Consider the following 22,978-nt stretch of genomic DNA (forward strand, 5'->3'; position numbering starts at 1 on the left):
AAACAAAACATGGTGAATTTTTATATAACCATATATTTATCAAAAGGGTTTTTCCACTATAAGGAGATAAGAGTTTACAAGAATAATTAGAAATACAACCAAAAAATAATAAAAAAGGTGGAGCGAGAAACATGAAAAACGTAAATGTGGCAACTGAAAAATTCGATAGAAGAATAAAAGAAATATCAAAATCATTTAAACAACTAGAGGAAAGAAAAGAGCAACTGCAAGATAAAATACAAAACTATAAGTTTAATCCCGCTTCTGAAAAAAGAATTAACATTGTTGATTTGTTAAAGGGAAACTTAAGACAAAATAACACAGATTATGCGGAATTAGAGAATGAATTAGAAAGTATTGAAAAGTTCATTGAAAATACTCAAAAGCTAGGGGGGATTAGTTCTCTTTATAAAACTGATGCTGAATTAGAAACTCTAGGGAAAGAGCTTGTATCAGTAATAGCAAGACAAATGAAAGAAGCTGAAAAAAGACGAAATGATATTGAAAAAAGGTATGAAAAAATCTTTTCTGATTTGTTAGCAATCGAAAAAGAGCGAGAAAATTTTTCTATGGAAAGACAAAAATTAGTTGAATTAGTAGATAGAATTAATAAATGCACTAATATTCCCATGGAATTTGAAGTATATAAACCTTATATATTCGAAAAAGAAAATGTTTATAAACAATTTAATTTATTATTAAAGCGCATTACATATTAAGGGAGATGACGAAAAATGAAAAGAGCGTATGAAACTAGGGGGAAGTATTTTAGTGATGTTGAATATCGGGTGGATCCTGTTGGTAATGCAGAAATGAATGAGATACTTCAACGTAATGATCCGTATAAAGCTATTTTAGAGGAAAGGGAAATTGATAAAAAACTAGCGGGTTTAAAAATTTCAGAAGAAGAAAGAGCAAAAAGAAAGAAATTAATGTTATTAGCTGCGCTGCACTTGGGTCTAAAAACTGATAGCTAGTAAAAACTTATTCGAAAGAAGATTGAAACTTGAGGCTATTCTGTTTTAAAGGAACGACTATAGATATTTGTGGAAGTGTAATTGAAAAAGAAAATGTTTTTTATTACACAAATGAACGTAGTGATCGATTAGTTAAAGAGTAAAAAACTGTAAAAATAACAAATAAAAAAAGGATATTTTCATACAACCTTCTTGAGGGAAAATTAATCTATTCAGAGCTAGAACCAACTGTGTATCGTTTGGAAATTAAATAGTTTGACTATATTGGAAGTTATGAAGTGGTTTTTAAAAGGGATATTGATGTGAAATTGATATCCATTTTAATTGGAAAAAGAATGATATTGACTATTTTCAAAAATATAAGTTTATAGGTTGACGTTTTTCAGAAAAAATGTAAAAATAAGAGGACAAAATATTGAAGAATGGGAGTGTCGTCTTTGCCTTTTAAACTGAATGTTGATGGAGATAGTATCAGACAAATCATTCAAAGGGTTCAAGCATCATTGTCTAAGGCTAGCGATAGATTAGCAAATGATTATGGATTTAACAATGGTCATGGGATGGCAAAATGGAGTTTTATATATCCTCATCAACTTGGGAATGACGCAGAAGAGCTTGTTTCGTTCAAAACAAAGAGAAATGGATGGAAAGTTACAGGGCTTGTTGATACAACAAGTAAGACTTTATTTTTCCTTTTGTCTCAAGACAATCTTGATGCTAGGCAGACAGGAAAGATAAAGCCTAAAGTAATGCATTACATTTCTGCCATTTCAGGGGTATGTAATGCGGATTTTGAGGGGAAATTAGATTTGAGTCAGAGAAGAGCGATACAGATATCATTTGGCTTAGATTTCGATGAAGAGGAAGCTCATCGAATATATAAGGAAATGCTTCAAGCATGTCCTTGTGAGATTGAACAGTTCTGTGTGATTAGTCTTGATATGAAAGGCTATGAATTAAAATCCGTTAAAGCTAATATATTAAATGAAAATTTAGATACGCTTTATGAAGAGGATTGGAGTGACTTTATTACTGTTGCTTCTAATGATGATAGTGATATGGATAATAAACAACAAGAACAAGAACAACATGACATGGATGTTCCACTGAAAACAAAGCGCAAGAAAACATCTGAATAAAATCGCGCTCTGCTCATAGAAAGGGATTTTTTAAGATGATTACATCTAAATTTAATGGTGAAAGATTGAAATTAGCTAGACGCTTTAATGCAATGAGTTTATTGGATTTAGCGGAAAAGCTTTCAATATCTAAACAAATGATTTCTAAGTATGAAAAAAATATTAGTCCACCTGGTGGAGAAATCATGCTTCAACTGGAGGGAGTTCTAGGCTTCCCAAGAAAGTTCTATTTTGAAGATGATACTGTTACAGATAAAGTAGGTAATGCTTATTTTAGAGCACTTGCAAAAACTTTGAAGAAAGATCTTGAGGCTCAGAAGTTGAGACTAGATTTTCTTTCAATTATTTATCAGTTAATCAATGAATATATTGATTTGCCAAAAGAAAATTTACCTACTTTAGATGTAGATAATATGAATATAGAAGAGATGGCTGTACAAGCTAGAGAGTTTTGGGGACTGGGACATAAACCAATTAAAAATATGGTTGAACTCCTGGAGGTAAATGGAATAATTGTTTCTACTTCAAGAATAAATGTGGCTGAAATTGATGCATATACGCAGACCAGGAAAATAAATGGTTCAGATGTTTATTTTGTAGTATTAGGAAATGATAAAGGTAGTAGGTATAGAAGACAGTTTGATGCAGCGCATGAGCTTGCTCATATATTGATTCATGAACCTTATCTTGATTTATCTACATTGTCTAAAGATGAAGAAAGAGAAATGGAACAGCAGGCAAATGACTTTGCTAGTGCGTTTTTATTACCTAAAGAACCTTTTATTAGAGATGTTAGTATGTTTCCGATTGATCTAGACCATTATGTTTTTATGAAGAAGAAGTGGCATGTTTCTGTAGGAGTAATGGTTAGAAGGGCATACAATTTAGGGGTAATCACTTTTAATCAATATTCGTATTTGCAAAGACAAATGAGTAAAAATGGTTGGAGAAAAAAAGAACCATTAGATGGACACTCTAAGCCCACAAGCCCAGTTTTAATTAAAAAATCAATTCTCACATTGCTTGAAAATGATGTTTTCGATGGTAATAGCATTTTAGAAGAACTTTCAAATGAGTACCAATTAAGTCTACGTGAAGATATGTTTGAGGCATTGACGGGTTTAGAAGAAGGTACACTTGCTAACTTTAGAAATGATAATTCTAATGTAGTATTAGCATTGAAAAGAAATGCTAACATTAGATCGAATAAAACAGTATAAAATGGATTAGGTAATGAAGAAAGCCGCTCATTTTTAGGTGGGCGGCTTGTACTTTAATATTTTATTTTTCTTTTTCTTCTTCTTTGTAATTCAACGCAATCTCTACTATTTCTTTTGGTGTTAAATCCCTAAAATCCCAAAAGATTATATCACTTGGAGCGGGATGAGGCACACCACTATTATTAAATTGGTTTACATATTCATTAAGTTCTTCTTCTGGTAATTTAGGATTAATTCTTCACATAAGTAAATGATTCCTTGTGCTAAAGGACGAAAGGTTTGTACAAAAAATGATTTTGCACTGCTATATGTTTGTCCTTGTAAAACAGTGTCAACTGCAAAAGCGTCAATCGACTGAATGGCTTGTTCCATACCTTGAATGGTAGCGGTACATACAGCATTCATACTTTGTGTTTGGGTATGTACTTCTCCTAGATACATGTTTAAACTCATGAATTTTCCTCCTCAATAAGTAAATCATACCAATTTAAGGAGATAACTGTAAATATTGCATTGTAATGAATTTATTAGAGGTATTAAAATACCTCAAAGCGAACTTATCCATATTTCAAATGAATGGGATAGGCAGGTGAAAATTCAAGCTCACACTTCTATATCATAGAATGTGAGTTTGAAAGGTGGAGATAAAAAATAGTATGGATAAAGTTAGTTTGAACTTTTATTAATCAGATAAAATTACAAGCTGGTTTTTGTGATACAAATGGGCATTTGTATTTAAAAATTCTCTAACTTTCCCGCCATTCATACGAGGTGTACATAATGCACATACCGCAATATGTTGTCCGGTTTTTATATCTTCTGGTGAAAGTGTTCCAGCATCAAAATAAATAGCTGGTGAAGGAATTTGTTCTATTCCTTTGTTATTAATCCTTTTTTCTCCCCAACGAAGGTTTATAGCGTATTTACCTGACGTTTCTATATACCGCACACTGTCTACGATGCCCTCTATGCAAATAGGATGTCTGTTTTCCCATTCTAGTTGTTTGATGTAATTGAACGATTGTATATAACGGTGTGGTTCGTAATAAAAATCATTCCATTTTATTTTTCTTCCATGCATTTCAATGTCAATAATAGAGTTTAGTTCATTCTGCTTTTCCAAGATGTTACGTAACTCAATTATCTTTCTCATGGTTGATAAGTATGAATTTAATTTTCCTTTAGAATGATAATTTCTATCTTTTTGATTCGGTATTTTGTTTTGATCTTTCCCTTGTTTTGTATCTTGTTTTCCCAATTCTTCTAAAGGTTTATGAATCATTGTTAGGCGAAAGGAAAAAGTTTTATCTGTTATGCTTTTTAAAATGTTATTATCTGAATCGCGTGCTATCACATTGATCCGGCCGATTGTATTATATGAACAGAATTCTTTGTGGTTTTCGCCTCCTTTTCGGTAAAAAAGTGCAGGAATTTCTCCTTCATTTCTTGGATGTCTTGTACGATGTGCCACGGATATTCTACAGCTTTCGCATTCTAACCCTTTTTTTAAGTGTTCATTTGCAGGTTTATCTATTTCTTGCGCTGAAACCTTTTCATTCAAAATTGTCGAGTAAGCTTCTTTCATTGTTACTGCCATTTTTTCTCCTCCTAATAAAGAAAATTTATCATCATCATATATTTTGATAAAAACATTATCTGTGTTAGGTGTTCGGAGTATTAAATTGTCAGTTTAAAGATTTCTTGATCTAATGGGACTTGGCTTGTTTTAAATGTTTTTTCATCATAAGGAAGATAGAAACGATAAGTGTCTCCATACATATAAATCCAAAATTTTAATTGTGTACCGCCACCAGATAATCCATGTTTGATTTCATTGATGTTTTTAAATGTATGATGATGCACGTTACCTTTTAAATCTTCTACTATTAAAAATAAGCTGTTTTGATTTAATCTAAAATAACGTAAAATATGCTTTGATTCATAGCATGTTGATGTTTGGAAATTTGAATCGATATCAATTTCTTTATTTAACGATAAGTAGAGCGTTTTATATAAGTTTTGTAATTCGTATTGCAGTTCTTTTTTTGAGGTGGCAGTGTGGATTGGTTTTAATGTAACGCAGTATTCCTCATCATCTAAAGTGTAAAGGAAATCAGGAACTAATTTTCTAGTGTCAATGGCTTTGTATTTAATGTTGTGTTCATTGAAAATGTAGGTTGAAGGAAGTATCTTTATTTTTTCCTCTAAATCTAACAAGTGTAATTCACCCATTCCATTCAGAAAAGCTTTTTTTAGATGACTTAAATTAGTGTATTTTTGTAAGTGGAGATGATAATTTTCTTCTTTTTTATCGGCATTATAAGCGTGGATTTCAACTTTATATGCTTGCTCYATATTGAATTGCGCAGATAATTCATTTATGTTACGACAATAAATATTAGCAGCATCGATGTGAGAGCGATTAATATTTTCTTTAATTTCTTTTGATTTTGCTCCTTCTGGGTTTATAAAATCAAAAACATTTTTTAATGTATTAAGTAAAGTGATCCCCATTAAATACTCCCCCTTGACGTTTTTATATAGGATATTTTACCATTATTAGCAGTCGATGTGGTTAAGTTTGGAAATTAATATTTGATGTGAAAGGAAAAACATTTAGCATTTGAAGATAATTTATTTTTTAGTATCTTTTTGTAAGAAATAAACAGAGTGTTCACTTAATTATGAGTAGATTCCCTTTTTTATTTCCACTAATATACATCAAAGTGAACTTATTCACATTTTTTATGAAAGGGTGAAATCTCTTATTGTGGAAAGGAAAGAACGTACTGTAGTAGATAATCTGTCTAGTGAAGAAACAGAATTAAGGATGGTTGAATTTTTTAGGGAGACGAAACGAAATCAAAGAAAGCAAAAAAGAGACTGTGAAAGAGGAAATAGTTTTAAATAAAAAAAGTGAACGATTACGAAAAATATTCGTTCACTTTTATTTTACTCTTTATAAATGTAATTCATAATTTCCGTCAGTACTATCAGGTTTTCTAAATATTTCCTCGAATGGACCAACTTTTTTGGAAAAGCCATGTTTTAATGCAAAGTGGTAACCTTCTTCAGTTATAACTTCCTGTAATATTAATCGTTCGAATCCTTTTTCTTTAGCGAATGTTTTAAACCATTCAAGAACAATACTTCCCTTACCTTGATTACTTGGGGTAATGCTTATAGCAGTAATTGCCAAGTATGGATCTAGGAAAAACTCACTTCTAAGGTTAATGGTGACCTTATGTTCTTTAGAAGAAATATTTAAAGAATACTTAGAAAGACCTTCAATGAATATTACTTCATCTTGTACTAATTCTTCTAATAGCATTTTTAATTCTTGAAAGTCTTGTACATGAAGAGGGATCTCGGTGAATTTTTCTTTCAAAACAATTAACTCCTTTTACTTTTATAAGAATAAATATCATTATATCTGAAATTGTAAGAGTGTGTGGGGAAATTAGCATTTGCTCACGCTTTTTTTTATTTCAAAAGTCCCCCCAAAAACCTCCCCCAACTAATTAATTTTATTTAAGTTATTTTACAAACCATAAGAATAGAAAAAAACCCTAGAAATGACGTTATAATAACGTTTCTAGGGTTTTTAATACTGTTATCTACTAAGCGATTGAATTAACGAGAGTAGAACTCTACGATTAACGCTTCGTTGATTTCAGCTGGTAACTCAGCGCGCTCAGCGTGACGAGTGTAAGTAGCTTCTAATTTGTCAGCATCGAAAGTTAAGTATTCTGGTACGAAGTTGTTAACTTCGATCGCTTCTTTAACAACAACAAGGTTGTTAGATTTTTCGCGAACGCTGATAGTTTGACTAGGTTTTACACGGTAAGATGGGATGTCTACGCGAGCACCATCAACCATGATGTGACCGTGGTTTACTAATTGGCGAGCTGCACGACGAGTGCGAGCTAAGCCCATGCGGTAAACTAGGTTGTCAAGACGAGCTTCAAGAAGGATCATGAAGTTTTCGCCGTGTTTACCTGGCATTTTACCTGCTTGGTCAAATGTGCGACGGAATTGACGCTCAGTCATGCCGTACATGTGACGAAGTTTTTGTTTCTCTTGTAATTGTAAACCGTATTCTGAAAGTTTCTTACGTTGGTTAGGACCGTGAGGACCTGGTGCGTAAGGGCGTTTTTCTAATTCTTTACCTGTGCCGCTTAGAGAGATTCCAAGACGACGAGACAGTTTCCAAGCTGGACCTGTATAACGAGCCATAGTTGACTCCTCCTTTAAGTGTTTTTATTTTCGTAAAATAAAAACAGACGTAATCGACATTTATGCGCATTTTGTTTTCATGTACCTTCGCTCCAGCAGCAGGGAGTTACGAGATACACCTCACACAAGAGGAACAAAATACAAACAATAAACTCACATTACAAGGCTGCCTTTTTATTTTACACAAACGCTATTATATCTTTTGAATGGGATTTCGTCAAGCGAGTTTCCATTTTGTTTTATACATGTAAAGTTTGGAAATTACAAGAAGGAATTTAAAACAACATGAAAGAAAGGATAGCAACAGATAGAAAACGCTTACATAAAATAGAAATATAAGGGGGATGTTTGTATGAAAAAGAAACATATAGAAACAGCGCTTATTCATCACGGGTATGAGTCTAAGATGCATAAAGGAAGTTTAACGCCGCCGCTATTTCAAACTTCAACTTATACATTTGAAACAGCGCAGCAAGGAGAAGCGAGTTTTGCTGGGCAGGATCCATCTTATATTTATTCGAGACTTGGAAATCCGACTGTGGAATTGTTCGAAGAGCGTATGGCTGTTTTAGAAGGGGGTGAATCGGCACTAGCATTTGGTTCTGGGATGGCAGCAATCTCGGCGACGCTCCTTGCATTTTTACGTGCTGGAGATCATATCATTTGTTCGAATGGATTATATGGGTGTACGTATGGTTTTTTAGAAGTACTAGAAGAGAAATTTATGATTACTCATTCATTATGTGATATGGAAACAGAAGAAGAGATTGAAGAGACAATTCGTTCGAATACAAAATTGATATTTGTTGAAACACCAATTAATCCAACAATGAGGCTTATCAATTTAGAGAAGGTTATCAAAGTTGCAAAACAAAATGAACTGCTTGTCATTGTCGATAATACATTTTGCTCGCCATATTTACAAACGCCTCTTACACTAGGCTGTGATGTTGTTCTTCATAGTGCTACAAAATATATTGGCGGTCACGGCGATGTTGTTGCTGGTGTGACGGTTTGTAAAACGAAGGAGCTAACTGAACAAATTCGGCCGATTCGAAAAGATATCGGGGGAATTATGGCACCTTTTGATGCATGGCTCTTGCTGCGTGGTTTAAAGACGTTAGCTGTACGAATGGACCGGCACTGTGATAATGCGGAAAAAGTCGTGGCCTTTTTGAAAAATCACGAAAGTGTTGAGGCAGTTTGGTATCCAGAAGGAGAAATAGCATCGTCTCAAATGAAGCGCGGAGGCGGTGTGATTTCATTTACGATTAAAGGTGGAAAAGAAGAAGCACAGGCATTCATGAATGAATTGCAATTTATTACAATTGCGGTGAGTCTTGGTGACACAGAGACGTTAGTGCAACATCCAGCAACGATGACGCACGCTGTCATTCCAGCGGCAGTACGCCATGAAATGGGCATTTCTGATAATTTAATACGCTTATCTGTTGGATTAGAATCATGGGAGGATATTGTCTCGGATTTAGCGTACGCGTTCCTGAAGCAATCGAATGCATTTTCTCATGTGAATGGGGAATGAAAAAATGAGCCATCGATTTACGAAATCGATGGCTCGCATCTTTTACATATGTTTTAGGAGCGTTTCCACAAATTTCTCTAARTAGTGCTGATCYACTTCRTCGAAACGATTTTTTTCRGGACTATCAATRTCRAGTACACCAATGACRTTKTCKTCTTTTATAATCGGTACAACRATTTCMGAATTAGAAGCGCTGTCACAAGCGATGTGCCCAGGGAACTGATGAACATCTGCAACAAGCTGCGTTGTTTTTGTTTCAGCTGCTACGCCGCAAACACCGCGTCCAAAAGGAATACGAACGCACGCTGGCATTCCTTGAAATGGTCCAAGTACAAGTTGAGTTCCTTCTGTTACATAAAAGCCAACCCAATTAACACGCTCTAAAAATTGGTTTAGAAGAGCCGAAGCGTTGGAGAAATTAGCGACTACATTTGGTTCACCAGTTAATAATGCATCAAGTTGTTTAATTACTGTTTCATATTGCTGCTCACGTGATCCTGCATAACTTTTTTTTGTAAACATGGAAACATCACCCTTTCTATCGAGAAATGTAAAATCWTAGCAAAACACGCTGTATTTCAYATGACTTTGTCGATAGAARATTAAAGGAATTTGTCTTAAAAGTCAAGAAATTTAMAYTATAGCTGTTCAGGGTGAGAGGAAGTGAGCGCATGAAGCAGACGAAACAAAAGGTAATTGATGCGGCAATTTCATTGTTTTATACGAAAGGGTACGATGGAACATCGGTGCGAGATATTGCAAAGCGGGCGGATGTGAATGTGGCTAATATTTCATATTATTTTGCTGGAAAGCAAGGTTTATTAGAGCAGCTTATAACTGATTTTTTAGAAGGCTATATCGAGGTAATTGAAAGGTCATTTGAACAAAGAAAGTATTTGCCAGCTAAAGAAGTGATGAATCAAATTGTACGAGGGATTTTACGCTATCAGTTTGAGCATAGGGAACTTACTCGATTTTTTTACCGAGAGCTTTCAATTGATACAACGTTAATCCGGGAAGTGATGACTGTTTATTTTTCTAAAGAAAGATATTATATAGAGCAAATCATTAAGCAGGGACAAATGCAGCAAGAGTTTCAAAAGGTGTCTTTTACAATGTTTATGACGCAATTAAAGGGCATGATAAACATGCCGTATTTATATCCACAATATATATCGGAGGTACTGCATTCGTTTCCATCAGAAACATTCTTTTTGGAAATGTATACGAAAGAAGTAGAGCAATGGATGGAACAAATATTATGTTTAACGCATATGTATTATCCGTTACCGAGAGCAGTCCATATGTAAAGTACCCCCGCCATATTTTAGGTGGGGATATTTTTTGACGTGTTTTTCAAGAAGTGATTTCTTCTTGAATACGCTCTTGCTTTCGTTGCCATAAGTTGTTGCATAGTAAAGCGATAATGGTAATCATCGCTCCAATTACTTCAACTTTATAGCCTCGAAAAATCGATCCGATAAGTGCCAGTACAGGAACTAAATTCATAAATAAAATACCGTTAATGGATGAAATATATCGATTGCCCGTATTCCAACAAAAGACGGCGATAACTCCTGCGATAATCGACATATAAAATAGCTCAAAGCGAACTGTGACGATTGTATGGAGAGGTGGTACAGAAATCAAGTTTGTATACGTTAGCAAAGCTTGTAAAAGAGGTAAGAAGAGAAAATATTGTTTGTGTTGTTTCGAATGAACATGCCTATAAAGATGAACATACGATTCAAATAAAAGATTTGCAGCATGAAAAGCTCATTATTTATCCGGAAATTTGTGACATTAGAAAAATGATTATGACAATGTTCAAARGAATGGGCGTTACGCCTACTATCGCCATCCTACGCTGAGCCGATGCTTGCGATGGTTCGGGCTGGCCTGGGTATTACGTTGTTGCCAGAAATTGCAGTGGAGCAGGCAGTGCGAGATGGGATTCGTATTATACATGTGGAGCCAACGTTAACGAGAGTGGTTTATTTTATATCCCATAGAGAAGATGCATCTTTATTACAGTCTTTACAGTAAATGTCTATAAATGCAGCGGAGTATGGAAAAAGAAAATCGAGAAATTTTTAGAAGGAATATTACAAACGCAACAAAAGAAACAAGAAATTTTAAAAAAAATTAGGCCAAAAACACGTCATTACATGGTATGATTAGTACATTGTTAGTTGTTAAATATAGGGGATTTCCCTTTTTATACATAATGCCTTCCATTTCATAAACGGAACGGACAAAAAAAGAGATATAAGTAGGAGGCTATTTTGCATGGATTCTATTCTGACGATCGTTATCATCGTAGTAAGCTCTATTCTAGTGCTGCTCATGATAGAGCTCGTGATAAGAAATCGTTTATATAAAGATATTGAAGCACTTGAGCAGTGGAAACAAGAAGTCAAAGATAAACCTGTTGCAGATGAATTGAAACGGGTTAAGGATTTAAATATGACTGGACAAACAGAGGAACTGTTTGGAAAGTGGCGTGAAGAATGGGATGAAATTGTTGCAAACCTTCTGCCAAAAGCTGATAAAACATTAGAAAATGCCCAAAAGTCAGCCTCACAATTTTCCTTCCGAAAAGCAAAGCGTTTGATGAGTGAATCCATTCGTGATTTAGATGAAGCGGATAACCGCATTACGGAGATTTTAAATGAGCTGCAGCAATTATTAGAGAGCTATGAGAAAAATAGTTCAGAAATTGAAGGTTTACGTGATACATATCGTAGTATGAAAAAGAGTGTACTGGCTCATCGTCATATGTTTGGACAATCCGAACAGAAAATTGAAGAGTTACTTGATATAGAATCAGCGAAGTTTCAAGAGTTTGACGAGACAACGGCAAACGGTGATTATTTAAAGGCACGTGATATTGTAAAAAGTTTGGAAGATGGATTGACGAACTTAGAAATTATCGTTCATGAAATTCCTGATTTATTAGTGGAGTGTCAAGCAACATTACTGGTACAATTGGATGATTTATTACAAGGTCACGATGATATGAAAAAACAAGGGTATGTATTAAATCATTTAGAAATCCCTAAAGAAGTACGGGATATGAACAAACAACTACAAACATGTCTGATTGATTTAGAAGAGCTTCATATAACAGAAGTAAACGAGAAAATAGAAGGCTTAAAAAAGCGTTTGGATATGTTGTATGATCAATTAGAACAAGAAGTACATGCGAAGCATTATGTAGAGAAAACGTCAGTTAGTATTTACGAAGATTTAGAGGAAATTCATGAAAAAGCAATTGAGACAAAATCCGAAACGCAATTTGTGAAACAAAGCTATCAGCTGCAAGACAAAGACATTGAATCACAAAAGTTGATTGAAAAACAAATGCATATTTTAATGAAACGCTTTGAAGTATTGCAATTACGTGTTGCAGAGCAAGATATTGCATTCTCTGTTATTCGTGAAGAACTGGAAGAGATTTATGAGCAATGTGAAACATTGAAGGTACTTCATGTAGAGTATAAAGATATGTTGCAAATGATGCGTAAAGAAGAATTTGAAGCGCGTGAGAAATTAAATGAAATGCGCAATATGATCATAGAAGCGAAACGTTTTATGCAAAAGTCTAACTTACCAGGTCTTCCAGAAAGCATTATGGAAGATTTACAAAGAGGACAAGAGGCAATACAAGGTGTATATGAACAGTTAGAATTAAAACCACTAAATATGAATGTTGTAAATAGTATGTTAGAAGAAGCATATACAATGGTAAACGGTGTATATGAAAAGACGCAGGAGTTAATTGGACAAGCGTACTTAGTAGAAAAGCTAATCCAATATGGTAATCGCTACCGTAGTCATGATGTGGATTTGGCGCAAAGCTTAGAGAATGCAGAGAGATTGTTCCGCGAATATGAATATGATGCAGCTTTAGAACAAGCAGCTTCTGTTTTGGAACAACTTGAACCTGGTGTTGTACAAAAAATTGCTGAATTTGTTGATAATGAACAAACCCCTTGATGAAAAAGGGGTTTGTTTTTTTTGCACTGGATCTGTGTAAATTCTAGAGCGATATTGCTATAATGAATAGCGGAATACAGCAGTGTTTTTCGTTTCAAAATATAGAAGTATACTTCTGTATTGAAAAATGGAACCTTTGAGTATGTTTAGCGTAATTGCACGTATTTGTGATATGATTATACGATGTGACAGCGCTGAAAGGGGAAGAACGATGATCTATTTTGATAATAGTGCGACGACGAAACCATATCCAGAAGTCCTTCAATCTTACGTAACGGTTGCAGGGAAATATTTTGGGAATCCTTCTTCTATTCATTCGCTCGGGGGAGAAGCGGAGCGTTTATTAACACAATCGAGAACGATTGCAGCGCAGCTTCTTCATGTTAAGCCTGCCGAGATTATTTTCACATCGGGTGGAACGGAAGGGAATAACCTTGCGATTAAAGGAATAGCGATGAAGAATCGCTCTCGTGGTAAGCATATTATTACAACAAATATTGAACACGCGTCTGTGTTTGAAGCATATAAACAATTAGAAGGGCTCGGCTTTGATGTTACCTATTTACCTGTAAACGAACATGGTATTGTATCAGTAGAAAATGTAAAACGAGCGCTTCGTGAGGATACAATCCTTGTTTCCATGATCCATGTGAATAATGAAACAGGGGCGATTCAACCTGTTTCTGAAGTTGGTGAATTGCTAGCGAACTATCCAAAAATAAGATTCCATGTGGATCATGTACAAGGAATTGGAAAAGTACCACTTGATTTATATGCTTCTCATATTGATCTCTGTTCGATATCTGGACATAAATTTCATAGCGTAAAGGGAACAGGGCTTTTATATGTACGCGATGGTGTAAGATTAGATCCAATTTTATCAGGTGGTCAGCAGGAGCTGCGTTATCGCTCGGGTACAGAGAACCTACCTGGTATTGTCGCGATGGTAAAGGCACTACGTATGACAATGGAACATATGAGAGAAAAGAGTGACCACTTACAGAAATTGCAAGCAGAACTCGTACGTTTCTTAGAGGGAATGGAAGATGTAACAATTAATACATCGCTTGCGTATGCGGCGCCGCATATTTTAAATGTATCGTTCGTTGGGTTGAAACCAGAAGTAGTGGTTCATGCTCTAGAAGAACGTGACGTATATGTATCAACCAAATCAGCTTGTTCCTCAAAAGCAAATGAAGTGAGTCGTGTGTTAGTATCAATGGGAATACCACATGCTGCAGCAGCGAGTGCGATTCGCATTAGTTTAGCACCTGAAAATACGATGGAAGAAGTAACACAATTTGAAGAAATTATAAAAGAAACATTGCCAAAATTATATGAAGTGATGAGGTAAAGAAATATGATGACATATGAATATATTTTAGTTCGTTATGGAGAAATGACGACAAAAGGAAAAAACCGTTCTAAGTTTGTAAACACGTTAAAAGATAACGTTAAATTTAAATTAAAGAAATTCCCAAATATCAAAATCGATGCAACACACGATCGCATGTACATTCAGTTAAATGGTGAAGATCATGAGGCGATTGCAGAGAAGTTGAAAGATGTATTTGGTATTCATAAGTTTAACTTAGCAATGAAAGTACCGTCAGAATTAGAAGACATTAAAAAAGGAGCGCTTGCTGCTTTCTTACAAGTAAAAGGCGATGTTAAAACATTTAAAATTACAGTACACCGTTCTTATAAACACTTCCCGATGCAGACGATGGAGTTGCTTCCGGAGATTGGCGGCTATATTTTAGATAATACAGAAGACATTACAGTAGATGTTCATAATCCAGATGTAAATGTTCGTGTAGAAATTCGCAGCGGTTATAGCTATATTATGTGTGGTGAGCGCATGGGAGCTGGCGGATTACCAGTTGGCGTTGGCGGAAAAGTAATGGTACTTCTTTCTGGTGGAATCGATAGCCCAGTAGCTGCTTTCTTAACAATGAAGCGCGGTGTATCAGTGGAGGCCGTTCACTTCCATAGTCCGCCATTTACAAGTGAGCGTGCAAAACAAAAAGTAATCGATTTAGCACAAGAGTTAACGAAGTATTGTAAACGTGTAACGCTTCACCTTGTTCCGTTTACTGAAGTGCAAAAAACAATTAATAAGGAAATTCCATCTAGTTATTCTATGACAGTTATGCGCCGTATGATGATGCGTATTACAGAACGTATTGCAGAGGAGCGTAATGCACTTGCGATAACAACGGGTGAAAGTCTTGGACAAGTAGCGAGCCAAACGTTAGATAGTATGCATACGATTAATGAGGTTACAAACTATCCAGTAATTCGCCCGCTTATTACGATGGATAAACTAGAAATTATTAAAATTGCAAATGAAATTGGAACATATGATATTTCGATTCGTCCGTATGAAGACTGCTGTACAGTATTCACACCAGCAAGTCCATCGACAAAACCGAAGCGTGAAAAAGCAAATCGCTTTGAATCAAAATATGACTTTACACCACTTATTGAATCCGTTGTTGCGAATACAGAAAAGATGGTATTACAAACAGTAGAAGTGGCTGAAGAAGAACAATTTGAAGATCTTTTCTAAAACCATAAATTACCATCATTAGATATGTATGAAGTCCTATGGTTTATCACACTCTATACTCACAAGGAGGTGATACCATATGGCAAGCACAAACAAATTAGCAGTGTCTGGTGCTCAAGCAGCATTAGATCAAATGAAATACGAAATCGCTCAAGAGTTTGGTGTTCAACTTGGAGCTGATTCAACATCTCGCGCTAACGGATCTGTTGGTGGCGAAATTACAAAACGTCTAGTTTCACTAGCTGAACAACAATTAGGCGGTTTCCATAAATAATCCCATATACGATGGCTTAGAAGGAGCGGGTTTTCCCGCTCCTTCTTTTTGTCGAAAAGTTATTAAAAAATTTGTCAAAAGAAGAGGGTTCAAAATTTACTGAAAATTCTTTATTATATAAGGGAGGCATAGATAAAGGAGGATGAAATTATGAATAGAGAAGAATTGTTAGCACCAACGTCTTATAACTTAGTTGCGGAGATAGAAAAATATACAAATGAAAAAGAGAAGCTGGCTTTAATTTGGCAAGATGACGAAGGGAATAGACGAGAGGTTACATACCTTGAATTAATACAAGGTGCGAATAAAATTGGAAACGCTTTTATAAAGAGTGGTTTGCAAAAAGGGGATAAGCTTCTCATTATGATGCCACGCTTAATTGAGGCGTATATGACGTACATTGCGGCAATTAAAGCAGGGTTTGTGGTTATTCCAAGTTCAGAAATGCTTCGGAAAAAAGATATTGAATATCGTTTACGGCATGGAGAAGTAAAGGCAATTGTCAGTTATGAACCGTATATCGAACAATTTGAAGATGTAGAGATGATGGAGTCCCTTCGAAAATTTGTACTGAGCGAGCAGTCAGTAGATGGTTGGATTAATTTAAAAGATGCGTTAGAAACAGAAAGTGATGAATTAGAAATCGCAAAGACAGACCGAGAAGATATGGTCTTTTTATCCTATACATCAGGAACGACAGGGAATCCAAAGGGCGTTGTACATACACACGCTTGGGCATATGCACATTTGCGTACAAGCGCTCCGAATTGGCTTGGAATAGAGGAGAATGATGTTGTATGGGCAACGGCAAGTCCAGGATGGCAAAAGTGGATTTGGAGCCCGTTTTTAGCAACACTCGGTTCAGGCGCAACAGGATTTGTATATCACGGTAAATTCGAACCGAAAACATATTTGCAATTATTAGATGATAATAAAGTGAATGTGCTTTGCTGTACGCCGACAGAATATCGTTTAATGGCAAAAGTAGAGAACTTACAGCAATATAATTTAACAGCTTTACATAGTGCTGTATCTGCAGGAGAGCCACTGAACCGAGAGGTAATAGAAACATTTCAAAATCATTTTAACGTTACAGTCAGGGATGGGTATGGACAAACAGAAAATACGTTGCTCGTTGGCGTTATGAAAGGAATGGAAATTAAGCCAGGATCAATGGGAAAACCGACGCCAGGTAATCATGTAGATATTGTAAATGAAGAAGGACAACCTGTATCTGTAGGAGAAGTCGGTGATATTGCTGTTCATATTGAAACGCCAGCACTTTTTAAACAATATTATAAAGATGATGAGCGSACAGCTATGCAATTYCGYGGTGATTATTATATTACAGGTGATAAAGCGAAAAAAGACGAAGAAGGCTATTTTTGGTTCGAGGGGCGCGGGGATGATATTATCATTAGCTCTGGCTATACAATTGGACCATTTGAAGTTGAAGATGCACTTGTGAAACATCCGTATGTAAGAGAGTGTGCTGTTGTGGCAAGTCCAGATGAAATCCGCGGAAGTGTCGTAAAGGCATTTATCGTTTTAAGAGAAAATGTACAAGAAAAAGAAGACACACTGATTCCTTTACTTCAAGAACATGTTAAAGAATTAACAGCACCATATAAATACCCTCGCAAAATTGAATTTGTAGACGAACTACCAAAAACAATTTCCGGAAAAATTAGACGCGTCGAACTTAGAAAACAAGAAATGGGATTAGGGCTAAAGTAAGAAAAAATGGAATTAGATTGTTGCAAGTACATGTAAGATTATGATATTATTTATAGGAACGTACGTTCTGTTTGTGGTGTGAAATGACTACTAAAAAATTGGAAAAAGAGGTGCCTTTTATGATTTTAGGTATTAATCCGTATTTAGTTTTGGATGGTAATGGACAAGAAGCAGTGAAGTTTTATGAACATGCATTGGATGCAAAAGTTGAAGTCATTCAGACTTTTGGAGAAATGCCTGAAAATCCAGAATTCGCTGTTCCAGATGAAGTGAAAGACCGCGTTTTACATGCACATTTAAAAATCGGTAATACGGACCTTATGATTTCTGATACATTCCCAGGACAACCGTACCAAATTGGATCACAAGTAACTGTAGCTATTAGAATAAGTGATGCAGAAAAAGCAAAAGAAGTATTTGAAAAATTGCAAGATGGCGGTCAAGTAATCATGCCAATTCAAGAAACTTTCTGGAGCCCGGCGTATGGGCAAGTAAAAGATAAATTTAATGTAGAATGGCAAGTATCAACAGTTCCAGCTGATCATAATTAATTTTTGGAAAAGCACCATGTTTGTACAGTGGTGCTTTTTTTCTACACTTAAATTTCGTAGACTAAAAGAAAAGGGGTGAGAAGATGGGGGAGATTTGGTTCGGCGGACATATTTATACAATGAATGAAGAGAACGAAATGGTTGAAGCTGTTTATGTAGAAGATGGGGTGATTATAGATACGGGTAATAAAAAGGACTTAGAGAGTCGTTATGAGTCTGAGAAGGTGCGGAATCTAGAGGGGAGAACGATGATTCCAGGCCTTGTGGATAGTCATATGCATCTTATTGGGCATGGAGAACGACTGCTCCGTTTAGACTTATCCGCTTGTACGTCTTATAAGGAAATGATTGAGCTTGTAGCTGAACGAGTGAAAGAAACAAGATTAGGTACATGGATTATTGGCGAAGGCTGGAATGAAAATAATTTCACAGATACCAAAAGCGTCCACGTTCGTGATTTAGATGCCCTTTCTAAGGAGCATCCCATTTTATTAAAGCGTGTTTGTCGTCATGTGACATGGGTGAATTCTTACATACTCGAAAAAGCAAATATAACAGCAGAAACGTCAGACCCAAAAGGTGGAAAGATTGGGCGTGGAGTATCCGGAGAACTAACAGGCCTGTTGTATGAACAAGCGCAAGAATTAATTAAGCATGTCCAGCCGGAAATTGATGAAGCTTATTTGCAAAGAGCGCTACAAACAGCCATTCAAGATTGCTGGAAATATGGATTAGTAGGTGGGCATACAGAAGACTTAAATTATTACGGTGGTTTTCAAAAAACGTATAATGCATTTTTACACGTAATAAAGGAAATGCCATTTAAAGCTCATTTGCTTGTACACCATGAAGTCGCACATGAACGCAAATATTATGGGACCGAGCACTATATTGAATTTGGCGCAATGAAAATTTTTTCAGACGGTTCCTTTGGCGGACGAACAGCACTATTAAGCGAGCCATATGAAGATGCGAAGGAAACAAATGGAGTAGCTATTTTTTCTCGTGAAGAGCTCGCGGAATTAGTGAAGAAAGCACGTAATTTACGGATGCCAGTTGCGATTCATACAATCGGTGATTTATCCCTTGAATATGTAATTGATGCACTGGAGTTATATCCTCCGGCAGAGGGGCTGCGTGATCGTATTATTCATTGTCAGCTTGCTCGTGAAGAGTTAATACAGCGGATGAAGCATTTGCAAGCTATTATTGATATTCAGCCTGTATTTGTCTCATCTGATTTTCCATCTGTTATTGAAAAATTAGGAGAGCATCGTCTTCGTTATGCGTATGCTTGGAAAACGTTACTCGGCGTGGGATTACATTGTTGCGGTGGATCAGACGCGCCAATTGAACAAGTAAATCCGTTTTTAGGAATCTATAGTGCAGTCACGCGGCGAAGTTTTATTGATGGAACATGTTACATACCTGAAGAGAGATTAACGGTATATGAAGCAGTTTCCTTATTTACGGCTGGAAGTGCTTATGCGATTGGTAAGGAAAATAAGCGTGGTAAAATTGTTAAAGGATATGAAGCTGATTTTACTATCATGGACCGTGACATATTTGAAGTTGAAGCAGAGGAAATAAAGGATATTCAAGTTACTATAACTATAATAGATGGTCGAATTGTATATCAGAAATAATATTGGTGTTTCGACACAAGATATGAATGTTTCTGCAAAAAAACGACATGTGAATCATGAAAAAAGAGTGCTGGGAAACCCCTCAGCACTCTTTTTTCTATAAAAACGTTCTCTGTACTTTTTCCCAGAACGAATTATTTTTTAGTTTTACTGTTTTAATTTGTTTATCACTTAAACGAACGACCGCTTTTTCCACTTGTTTAATGCTAAGCGCTTCGTTATCCATGCCGATAACAGGGTAATCATTACCGCCCGGAGTAAGCTTTAATGTTAATGTACGTTCATGGTTTAAGATAAACGGTGATCCAAGTGTACGGTATGTGTTGTTATTTAAAGAAGCAAGTTCGCTTATTTGGAAGCATGGAATTAATGGGTCAACAACCGCACCATGCAATGACTTATTATATGCTGTACTTCCTGTCGGTGTAGAAATAACTAGACCGTCTCCTCTAAATGTCTCGAAATATAAATCATCAACATGCACATCCACTACAAATGTTTTAATGATACTAGAGCGTAAAGAAAACTCATTTAAACAATGGAAAGATGTCCCCTGATCAACATCTATTTGGATTGTTGGATATTTTCGCACTTCAATTTCATTTTGTGTAATTTCTTGAAGGGCTGTATCGACATGGTCAATATGGAAATCACAGTAGAAAGAAATTTCATCTTTCGTAGAAACTCCTGCATATAAGCAATCTTCCCTGAACCCTGTTTTACGAACGGCTTGTAAGAAGGTGCCGTCATCTCCAACACTGACGATAGCGTTTGCATTTTTTGGATGATCTAATATGGTAAATCCATTTCCCTCTAAAATACGATATATTGGCTTCATTTTTTCGACAAGCGTAGCTTTGTCATCACCATAAAAGAAAAATAAATTGCGACGATCTGCCATTGTGTATCCCTCCATTGCAGTCAAATTTAGCGTTGTGCTCCACTAGAAAAAATTCTGATGGTATGCTCAAATAATATATTTCGATATAAAATGTCAAAATCCCTCTTTGTTTTTAGAAAAATTCCTATATTCAATTTTATTGCGAATTGTTTAATCCTGTTTGAACCTGTCGATAATGGATATGGAGTGAAAGGATGGTACGTATGAAATGGCTTGTAATTGGAATTGGCATTTTTCTCTTGCTCATTTTATTTATACTATTGTCGAAACTATCGCTTAAAGTGACGTTTTTATATTCAGAAATGGAGAAACAATGTCTATTTCAAGTGAAAATATGGATGATTCGATATACATTTGATGTGCTGGAAAGAATTGAAAAACAGCAAAAAAAGACTGGACAAAAAATTGAAAAGGCAGAGAAAGATGGCGGTATGGAAAATAAAATCATGGCGCAGCTTGATAGTATCGGGGAACTGATAAAAAGGCTTCAAGAGATCCATACTATCATTAAAGGTTTTCTTAAAAAAGTGAAAATCAATAGCTGGAAATGGCATTCACAAATTGGAACGGGTGATGCAGCTAGCACCGGAATTGTCACTGGATACGCATGGGGAATAAAAGGAATGACAGCCGGGGTCTTGGGACAATATACGCATGTTATTGATATACCGGAGTTTGAGATTACACCTGTGTTTCAAGGGAAGGGATTTGCATCGAAAGGTGAATTAACAGCTTCCTTTCGTATATATCGTGCCGTAACAACAGGAGTGAAATTACTCTTGTTTATGAGAAAACAAAGATCTGGTATAACAGAAAAATCCGTACAAGCATAGGGGGATAAAATGGACCATCCAATTCAAGGTTTAATGACAACTGCAATGCAGCATTTAAAACAAATGACTGATGTAAATACAATTATTGGCGACCCAATTAAAGCAGCTGACGGAAGCGTCATTTTAACAGTTTCTAAAGTAAGTTTTGGGTTTGCTGCTGGTGGGAGCGAATTTGGAAAAGTAGAGAGCTCTGGTCGTCATCCATTTGGAGGCGGGAGTGGTGGCGGTGTTTCAATTAACCCTGTTGCTTTTCTCGTTATAAATGGACAAGGCGTAAAAGTGTTACATTTAGATAAACAGACACATGTGATTGATAAAATCATTGAGTTAGCACCACAAGCTGTTGATAAAGTGAAGGAAATGATGGAGAAGCGAAAAGGCGATGAACCAGAATTTGAAATCTAACAGCGAAAAGAAGCTAATCGGTTGATTAGCTTTTTTATTTTTTTGTAAATAAAGCGATTTTGTTTGCATTCTGTATAGGGACAAACTATCATTTACAGTGTACATATTTTGTTTAAATAAGGGAGGATTTTCAAGTGGCAAACGTAACTTTTAAAGGTAACCCAATCACTTTAGTTGGAACAGAAGTTAAAGTTGGCGATCAAGCGCCAAACTTCCAAGTATTAGCAAATGACTTATCTCCAGTAAGTTTAGAAACATACAAAGGTGAAGTGAAATTAATTAGTGTTGTACCATCTATCGATACAGGTGTATGCGATGCACAAACTCGTCGTTTTAACCAAGATGCAGCTGGTATTGAGAACGCAAAAGTACTAACAATTAGTGTGGACTTACCATTCGCTCAAAAACGCTGGTGTGCAGCAAACGGCTTAGAAAACGTAGCAACACTTTCTGATCACCGTGACCTTTCATTCGGTGAAGCTTACGGCGTAGTAATGAAAGAGCTTCGTTTACTTGCTCGTGCAGTATTCGTAGTAGACAGCAACGACAAAGTAGTTTACGTAGAATACGTAAGCGAAGGTACAAGTCATCCAAATTATGAAGCAGCATTAGAAGCAGCAAAAGCTGCGAAGTAATGAAGACGACCTCTTATAGAGGTCGTTTTTTCTTGTCAGGCGTGTTGTATATTGTCGAACGGTCGATATATTTGAAAAAGCGTTGATATAATTTAGCGGTCTCATGACATAGAGGCTGCTTTTTCTATTGGGGGAAAATTAGATTACCCCGCATTAACGGGCAGTAAATCTCCTACCTTAAGGTGCAGTAACACAAAGAAGCTAGTTGGAGATAAACTGTCCGTAAATGCCCGATTGGTGAGGCTAATAATCAGTGGGGATGAAGAAACCTCCTCACTGATTAAAGTTTCACTTTATGGTATGATATAAG

At 35.8% G+C, this 22,978-nt stretch carries 23 protein-coding genes and 3 pseudogenes; 17 read left to right on the forward strand and 9 right to left on the reverse strand.

Annotation, left to right across the window (positions count from 1 at the left end):
* Positions 1-131 precede the first annotated feature (131 nt).
* From AC1DIT_RS14520 to AC1DIT_RS14535, 4 genes are all read left to right on the forward strand, one after another.
* A complete protein-coding gene (locus tag AC1DIT_RS14520) occupies positions 132-719 on the forward strand; it encodes a hypothetical protein (protein ID WP_016133292.1) in 588 nt (195 codons plus the stop codon).
* 15 nt (positions 720-734) lie between these two features.
* Positions 735-977: a hypothetical protein gene (locus AC1DIT_RS14525; RefSeq protein ID WP_016133291.1), complete on the forward strand. Its 243-nt coding sequence runs from the start codon at positions 735-737 to the stop codon at positions 975-977.
* 428 nt (positions 978-1,405) lie between these two features.
* Positions 1,406-2,116 carry a DUF5986 family protein gene (locus tag AC1DIT_RS14530; protein WP_476998255.1) on the forward strand — a complete coding sequence of 237 codons (711 nt, stop codon included), beginning with the start codon at positions 1,406-1,408 and terminating at the stop codon, positions 2,114-2,116.
* A gap of 35 nt (positions 2,117-2,151) precedes the next feature.
* Positions 2,152-3,336 (forward strand): XRE family transcriptional regulator, encoded by a 1,185-nt coding sequence (locus tag AC1DIT_RS14535; protein ID WP_016133289.1) that lies wholly within the window; start codon positions 2,152-2,154, stop codon positions 3,334-3,336.
* A gap of 61 nt (positions 3,337-3,397) precedes the next feature.
* Here AC1DIT_RS14535 and AC1DIT_RS14540 read toward each other — a convergent pair whose 3' ends face one another.
* The 6 genes and pseudogenes from AC1DIT_RS14540 to rpsD form a co-directional block, all read right to left on the reverse strand.
* The gene (locus AC1DIT_RS14540) at positions 3,398-3,571 is read right to left on the reverse strand and encodes a bacteriocin immunity protein (RefSeq protein WP_476998259.1); all 174 of its coding nucleotides are present in this window, start codon (positions 3,569-3,571) and stop codon (positions 3,398-3,400) included.
* Positions 3,565-3,789, reverse strand: a pseudogene (locus AC1DIT_RS14545) (hypothetical protein); the annotation flags it as partial. The gene AC1DIT_RS14540 and the pseudogene AC1DIT_RS14545, both read right to left, overlap by 7 nt.
* Positions 3,790-4,018: 229 nt before the next feature.
* Positions 4,019-4,921 (reverse strand): hypothetical protein, encoded by a 903-nt coding sequence (locus tag AC1DIT_RS14550; protein ID WP_229161908.1) that lies wholly within the window; start codon positions 4,919-4,921, stop codon positions 4,019-4,021.
* Between the two features lie 92 nt (positions 4,922-5,013).
* Positions 5,014-5,850 (reverse strand): hypothetical protein, encoded by an 837-nt coding sequence (locus tag AC1DIT_RS14555; RefSeq protein WP_476998256.1) that lies wholly within the window; start codon positions 5,848-5,850, stop codon positions 5,014-5,016.
* A 445-nt stretch (positions 5,851-6,295) separates the two neighbouring features.
* Positions 6,296-6,724, reverse strand: coding sequence for a GNAT family N-acetyltransferase (locus AC1DIT_RS14560; protein ID WP_016133285.1), 429 nt, complete (start codon positions 6,722-6,724; stop codon positions 6,296-6,298).
* Positions 6,725-6,969: 245 nt separating this feature from the next.
* The gene (gene rpsD, locus AC1DIT_RS14565) at positions 6,970-7,572 is read right to left on the reverse strand and encodes a 30S ribosomal protein S4 (RefSeq protein WP_016116643.1); all 603 of its coding nucleotides are present in this window, start codon (positions 7,570-7,572) and stop codon (positions 6,970-6,972) included.
* 352 nt (positions 7,573-7,924) lie between these two features.
* Here rpsD and megL point away from each other — a divergent pair, with 352 nt between their 5' ends.
* Positions 7,925-9,115: a methionine gamma-lyase gene (megL, locus tag AC1DIT_RS14570; RefSeq protein ID WP_016116642.1), complete on the forward strand. Its 1,191-nt coding sequence runs from the start codon at positions 7,925-7,927 to the stop codon at positions 9,113-9,115.
* Positions 9,116-9,157: 42 nt separating this feature from the next.
* On the opposite strand, the gene AC1DIT_RS14575 is transcribed toward megL, so the two are convergent.
* The gene (locus AC1DIT_RS14575) at positions 9,158-9,637 is read right to left on the reverse strand and encodes a GAF domain-containing protein (RefSeq protein ID WP_476998257.1); all 480 of its coding nucleotides are present in this window, start codon (positions 9,635-9,637) and stop codon (positions 9,158-9,160) included.
* Between the two features lie 149 nt (positions 9,638-9,786).
* Between AC1DIT_RS14575 and refZ the strand changes: the two genes are divergently transcribed.
* Positions 9,787-10,425, forward strand: coding sequence for a forespore capture DNA-binding protein RefZ (refZ, locus tag AC1DIT_RS14580; RefSeq protein WP_016133284.1), 639 nt, complete (start codon positions 9,787-9,789; stop codon positions 10,423-10,425).
* A gap of 46 nt (positions 10,426-10,471) precedes the next feature.
* Here refZ and AC1DIT_RS14585 read toward each other — a convergent pair.
* Positions 10,472-10,783, reverse strand: a pseudogene (locus AC1DIT_RS14585) (EamA family transporter); the annotation flags it as partial.
* Between AC1DIT_RS14585 and AC1DIT_RS14590 the strand changes: the two are divergent.
* From AC1DIT_RS14590 to AC1DIT_RS14625, 8 genes and pseudogenes are all read left to right on the forward strand, one after another.
* A pseudogene (locus AC1DIT_RS14590) lies at positions 10,780-11,161 on the forward strand (LysR family transcriptional regulator substrate-binding protein); the annotation flags it as partial. The pseudogenes AC1DIT_RS14585 and AC1DIT_RS14590 overlap by 4 nt on opposite strands.
* 243 nt (positions 11,162-11,404) lie before the next feature.
* Positions 11,405-13,114, forward strand: coding sequence for a septation ring formation regulator EzrA (gene ezrA / locus AC1DIT_RS14595; RefSeq protein WP_016133283.1), 1,710 nt, complete (start codon positions 11,405-11,407; stop codon positions 13,112-13,114).
* Positions 13,115-13,325: 211 nt separating this feature from the next.
* A complete protein-coding gene (locus AC1DIT_RS14600; RefSeq protein ID WP_033671530.1) occupies positions 13,326-14,468 on the forward strand; it encodes a cysteine desulfurase family protein in 1,143 nt (380 codons plus the stop codon).
* A 6-nt stretch (positions 14,469-14,474) separates the two neighbouring features.
* Positions 14,475-15,686, forward strand: coding sequence for a tRNA uracil 4-sulfurtransferase ThiI (gene thiI, locus AC1DIT_RS14605; protein ID WP_016116635.1), 1,212 nt, complete (start codon positions 14,475-14,477; stop codon positions 15,684-15,686).
* A gap of 79 nt (positions 15,687-15,765) precedes the next feature.
* On the forward strand, positions 15,766-15,960 hold the full coding sequence (locus AC1DIT_RS14610) for an alpha/beta-type small acid-soluble spore protein (RefSeq protein WP_000168892.1): 195 nt from the start codon (positions 15,766-15,768) through the stop codon (positions 15,958-15,960).
* A 150-nt stretch (positions 15,961-16,110) separates the two neighbouring features.
* A complete protein-coding gene (mbcS, locus tag AC1DIT_RS14615) occupies positions 16,111-17,697 on the forward strand; it encodes an acyl-CoA synthetase MbcS (RefSeq protein WP_016116634.1) in 1,587 nt (528 codons plus the stop codon).
* Between the two features lie 119 nt (positions 17,698-17,816).
* Entirely contained in the window at positions 17,817-18,248 is a 432-nt protein-coding gene (locus AC1DIT_RS14620) for a VOC family protein (RefSeq protein WP_016116633.1), read from the forward strand.
* Positions 18,249-18,331: 83 nt separating this feature from the next.
* Complete coding sequence (locus AC1DIT_RS14625; protein WP_016116632.1) at positions 18,332-19,894, forward strand: amidohydrolase; 1,563 nt, start codon at positions 18,332-18,334, stop codon at positions 19,892-19,894.
* Between the two features lie 97 nt (positions 19,895-19,991).
* On the opposite strand, the gene AC1DIT_RS14630 is transcribed toward AC1DIT_RS14625, so the two are convergent.
* Complete coding sequence (locus AC1DIT_RS14630; protein ID WP_016116631.1) at positions 19,992-20,795, reverse strand: NAD kinase; 804 nt, start codon at positions 20,793-20,795, stop codon at positions 19,992-19,994.
* A gap of 194 nt (positions 20,796-20,989) precedes the next feature.
* On the opposite strand from AC1DIT_RS14630, the gene AC1DIT_RS14635 reads away from it, so the two are divergent.
* From AC1DIT_RS14635 to tpx, 3 genes are all read left to right on the forward strand, one after another.
* Complete coding sequence (locus AC1DIT_RS14635; RefSeq protein ID WP_016116630.1) at positions 20,990-21,628, forward strand: DUF2953 domain-containing protein; 639 nt, start codon at positions 20,990-20,992, stop codon at positions 21,626-21,628.
* Between the two features lie 9 nt (positions 21,629-21,637).
* Complete coding sequence (ytfJ, locus tag AC1DIT_RS14640) at positions 21,638-22,033, forward strand: GerW family sporulation protein (protein WP_006096135.1); 396 nt, start codon at positions 21,638-21,640, stop codon at positions 22,031-22,033.
* A gap of 134 nt (positions 22,034-22,167) precedes the next feature.
* A complete protein-coding gene (gene tpx, locus AC1DIT_RS14645; RefSeq protein ID WP_003201032.1) occupies positions 22,168-22,668 on the forward strand; it encodes a thiol peroxidase in 501 nt (166 codons plus the stop codon).
* Positions 22,669-22,978: the final 310 nt, after the last annotated feature.

The organism is Bacillus sp. 05T22 (assembly GCF_056396765.1).

What these genes read in the sequence shown, in the direction of transcription:
- AC1DIT_RS14520 (WP_016133292.1), top strand. Translation starts at nt 132, where the DNA reads ATGAAAAACGTAAATGTGGCAACTGAAAAATTCGATAGAAGAATAAAA.
- AC1DIT_RS14525 (WP_016133291.1), top strand. Translation starts at nt 735, where the DNA reads ATGAAAAGAGCGTATGAAACTAGGGGGAAGTATTTTAGTGATGTTGAA.
- AC1DIT_RS14535 (WP_016133289.1), top strand. Translation starts at nt 2,152, where the DNA reads ATGATTACATCTAAATTTAATGGTGAAAGATTGAAATTAGCTAGACGC.
- AC1DIT_RS14550 (WP_229161908.1), bottom strand. Translation starts at nt 4,921, where the DNA reads ATGAAAGAAGCTTACTCGACAATTTTGAATGAAAAGGTTTCAGCGCAA.
- rpsD (WP_016116643.1), bottom strand. Translation starts at nt 7,572, where the DNA reads ATGGCTCGTTATACAGGTCCAGCTTGGAAACTGTCTCGTCGTCTTGGA.
- megL (WP_016116642.1), top strand. Translation starts at nt 7,925, where the DNA reads ATGAAAAAGAAACATATAGAAACAGCGCTTATTCATCACGGGTATGAG.
- refZ (WP_016133284.1), top strand. Translation starts at nt 9,787, where the DNA reads ATGAAGCAGACGAAACAAAAGGTAATTGATGCGGCAATTTCATTGTTT.
- ezrA (WP_016133283.1), top strand. Translation starts at nt 11,405, where the DNA reads ATGGATTCTATTCTGACGATCGTTATCATCGTAGTAAGCTCTATTCTA.
- AC1DIT_RS14600 (WP_033671530.1), top strand. Translation starts at nt 13,326, where the DNA reads ATGATCTATTTTGATAATAGTGCGACGACGAAACCATATCCAGAAGTC.
- thiI (WP_016116635.1), top strand. Translation starts at nt 14,475, where the DNA reads ATGATGACATATGAATATATTTTAGTTCGTTATGGAGAAATGACGACA.
- AC1DIT_RS14610 (WP_000168892.1), top strand. Translation starts at nt 15,766, where the DNA reads ATGGCAAGCACAAACAAATTAGCAGTGTCTGGTGCTCAAGCAGCATTA.
- AC1DIT_RS14620 (WP_016116633.1), top strand. Translation starts at nt 17,817, where the DNA reads ATGATTTTAGGTATTAATCCGTATTTAGTTTTGGATGGTAATGGACAA.
- AC1DIT_RS14625 (WP_016116632.1), top strand. Translation starts at nt 18,332, where the DNA reads ATGGGGGAGATTTGGTTCGGCGGACATATTTATACAATGAATGAAGAG.
- AC1DIT_RS14630 (WP_016116631.1), bottom strand. Translation starts at nt 20,795, where the DNA reads ATGGCAGATCGTCGCAATTTATTTTTCTTTTATGGTGATGACAAAGCT.
- AC1DIT_RS14635 (WP_016116630.1), top strand. Translation starts at nt 20,990, where the DNA reads ATGGTACGTATGAAATGGCTTGTAATTGGAATTGGCATTTTTCTCTTG.
- ytfJ (WP_006096135.1), top strand. Translation starts at nt 21,638, where the DNA reads ATGGACCATCCAATTCAAGGTTTAATGACAACTGCAATGCAGCATTTA.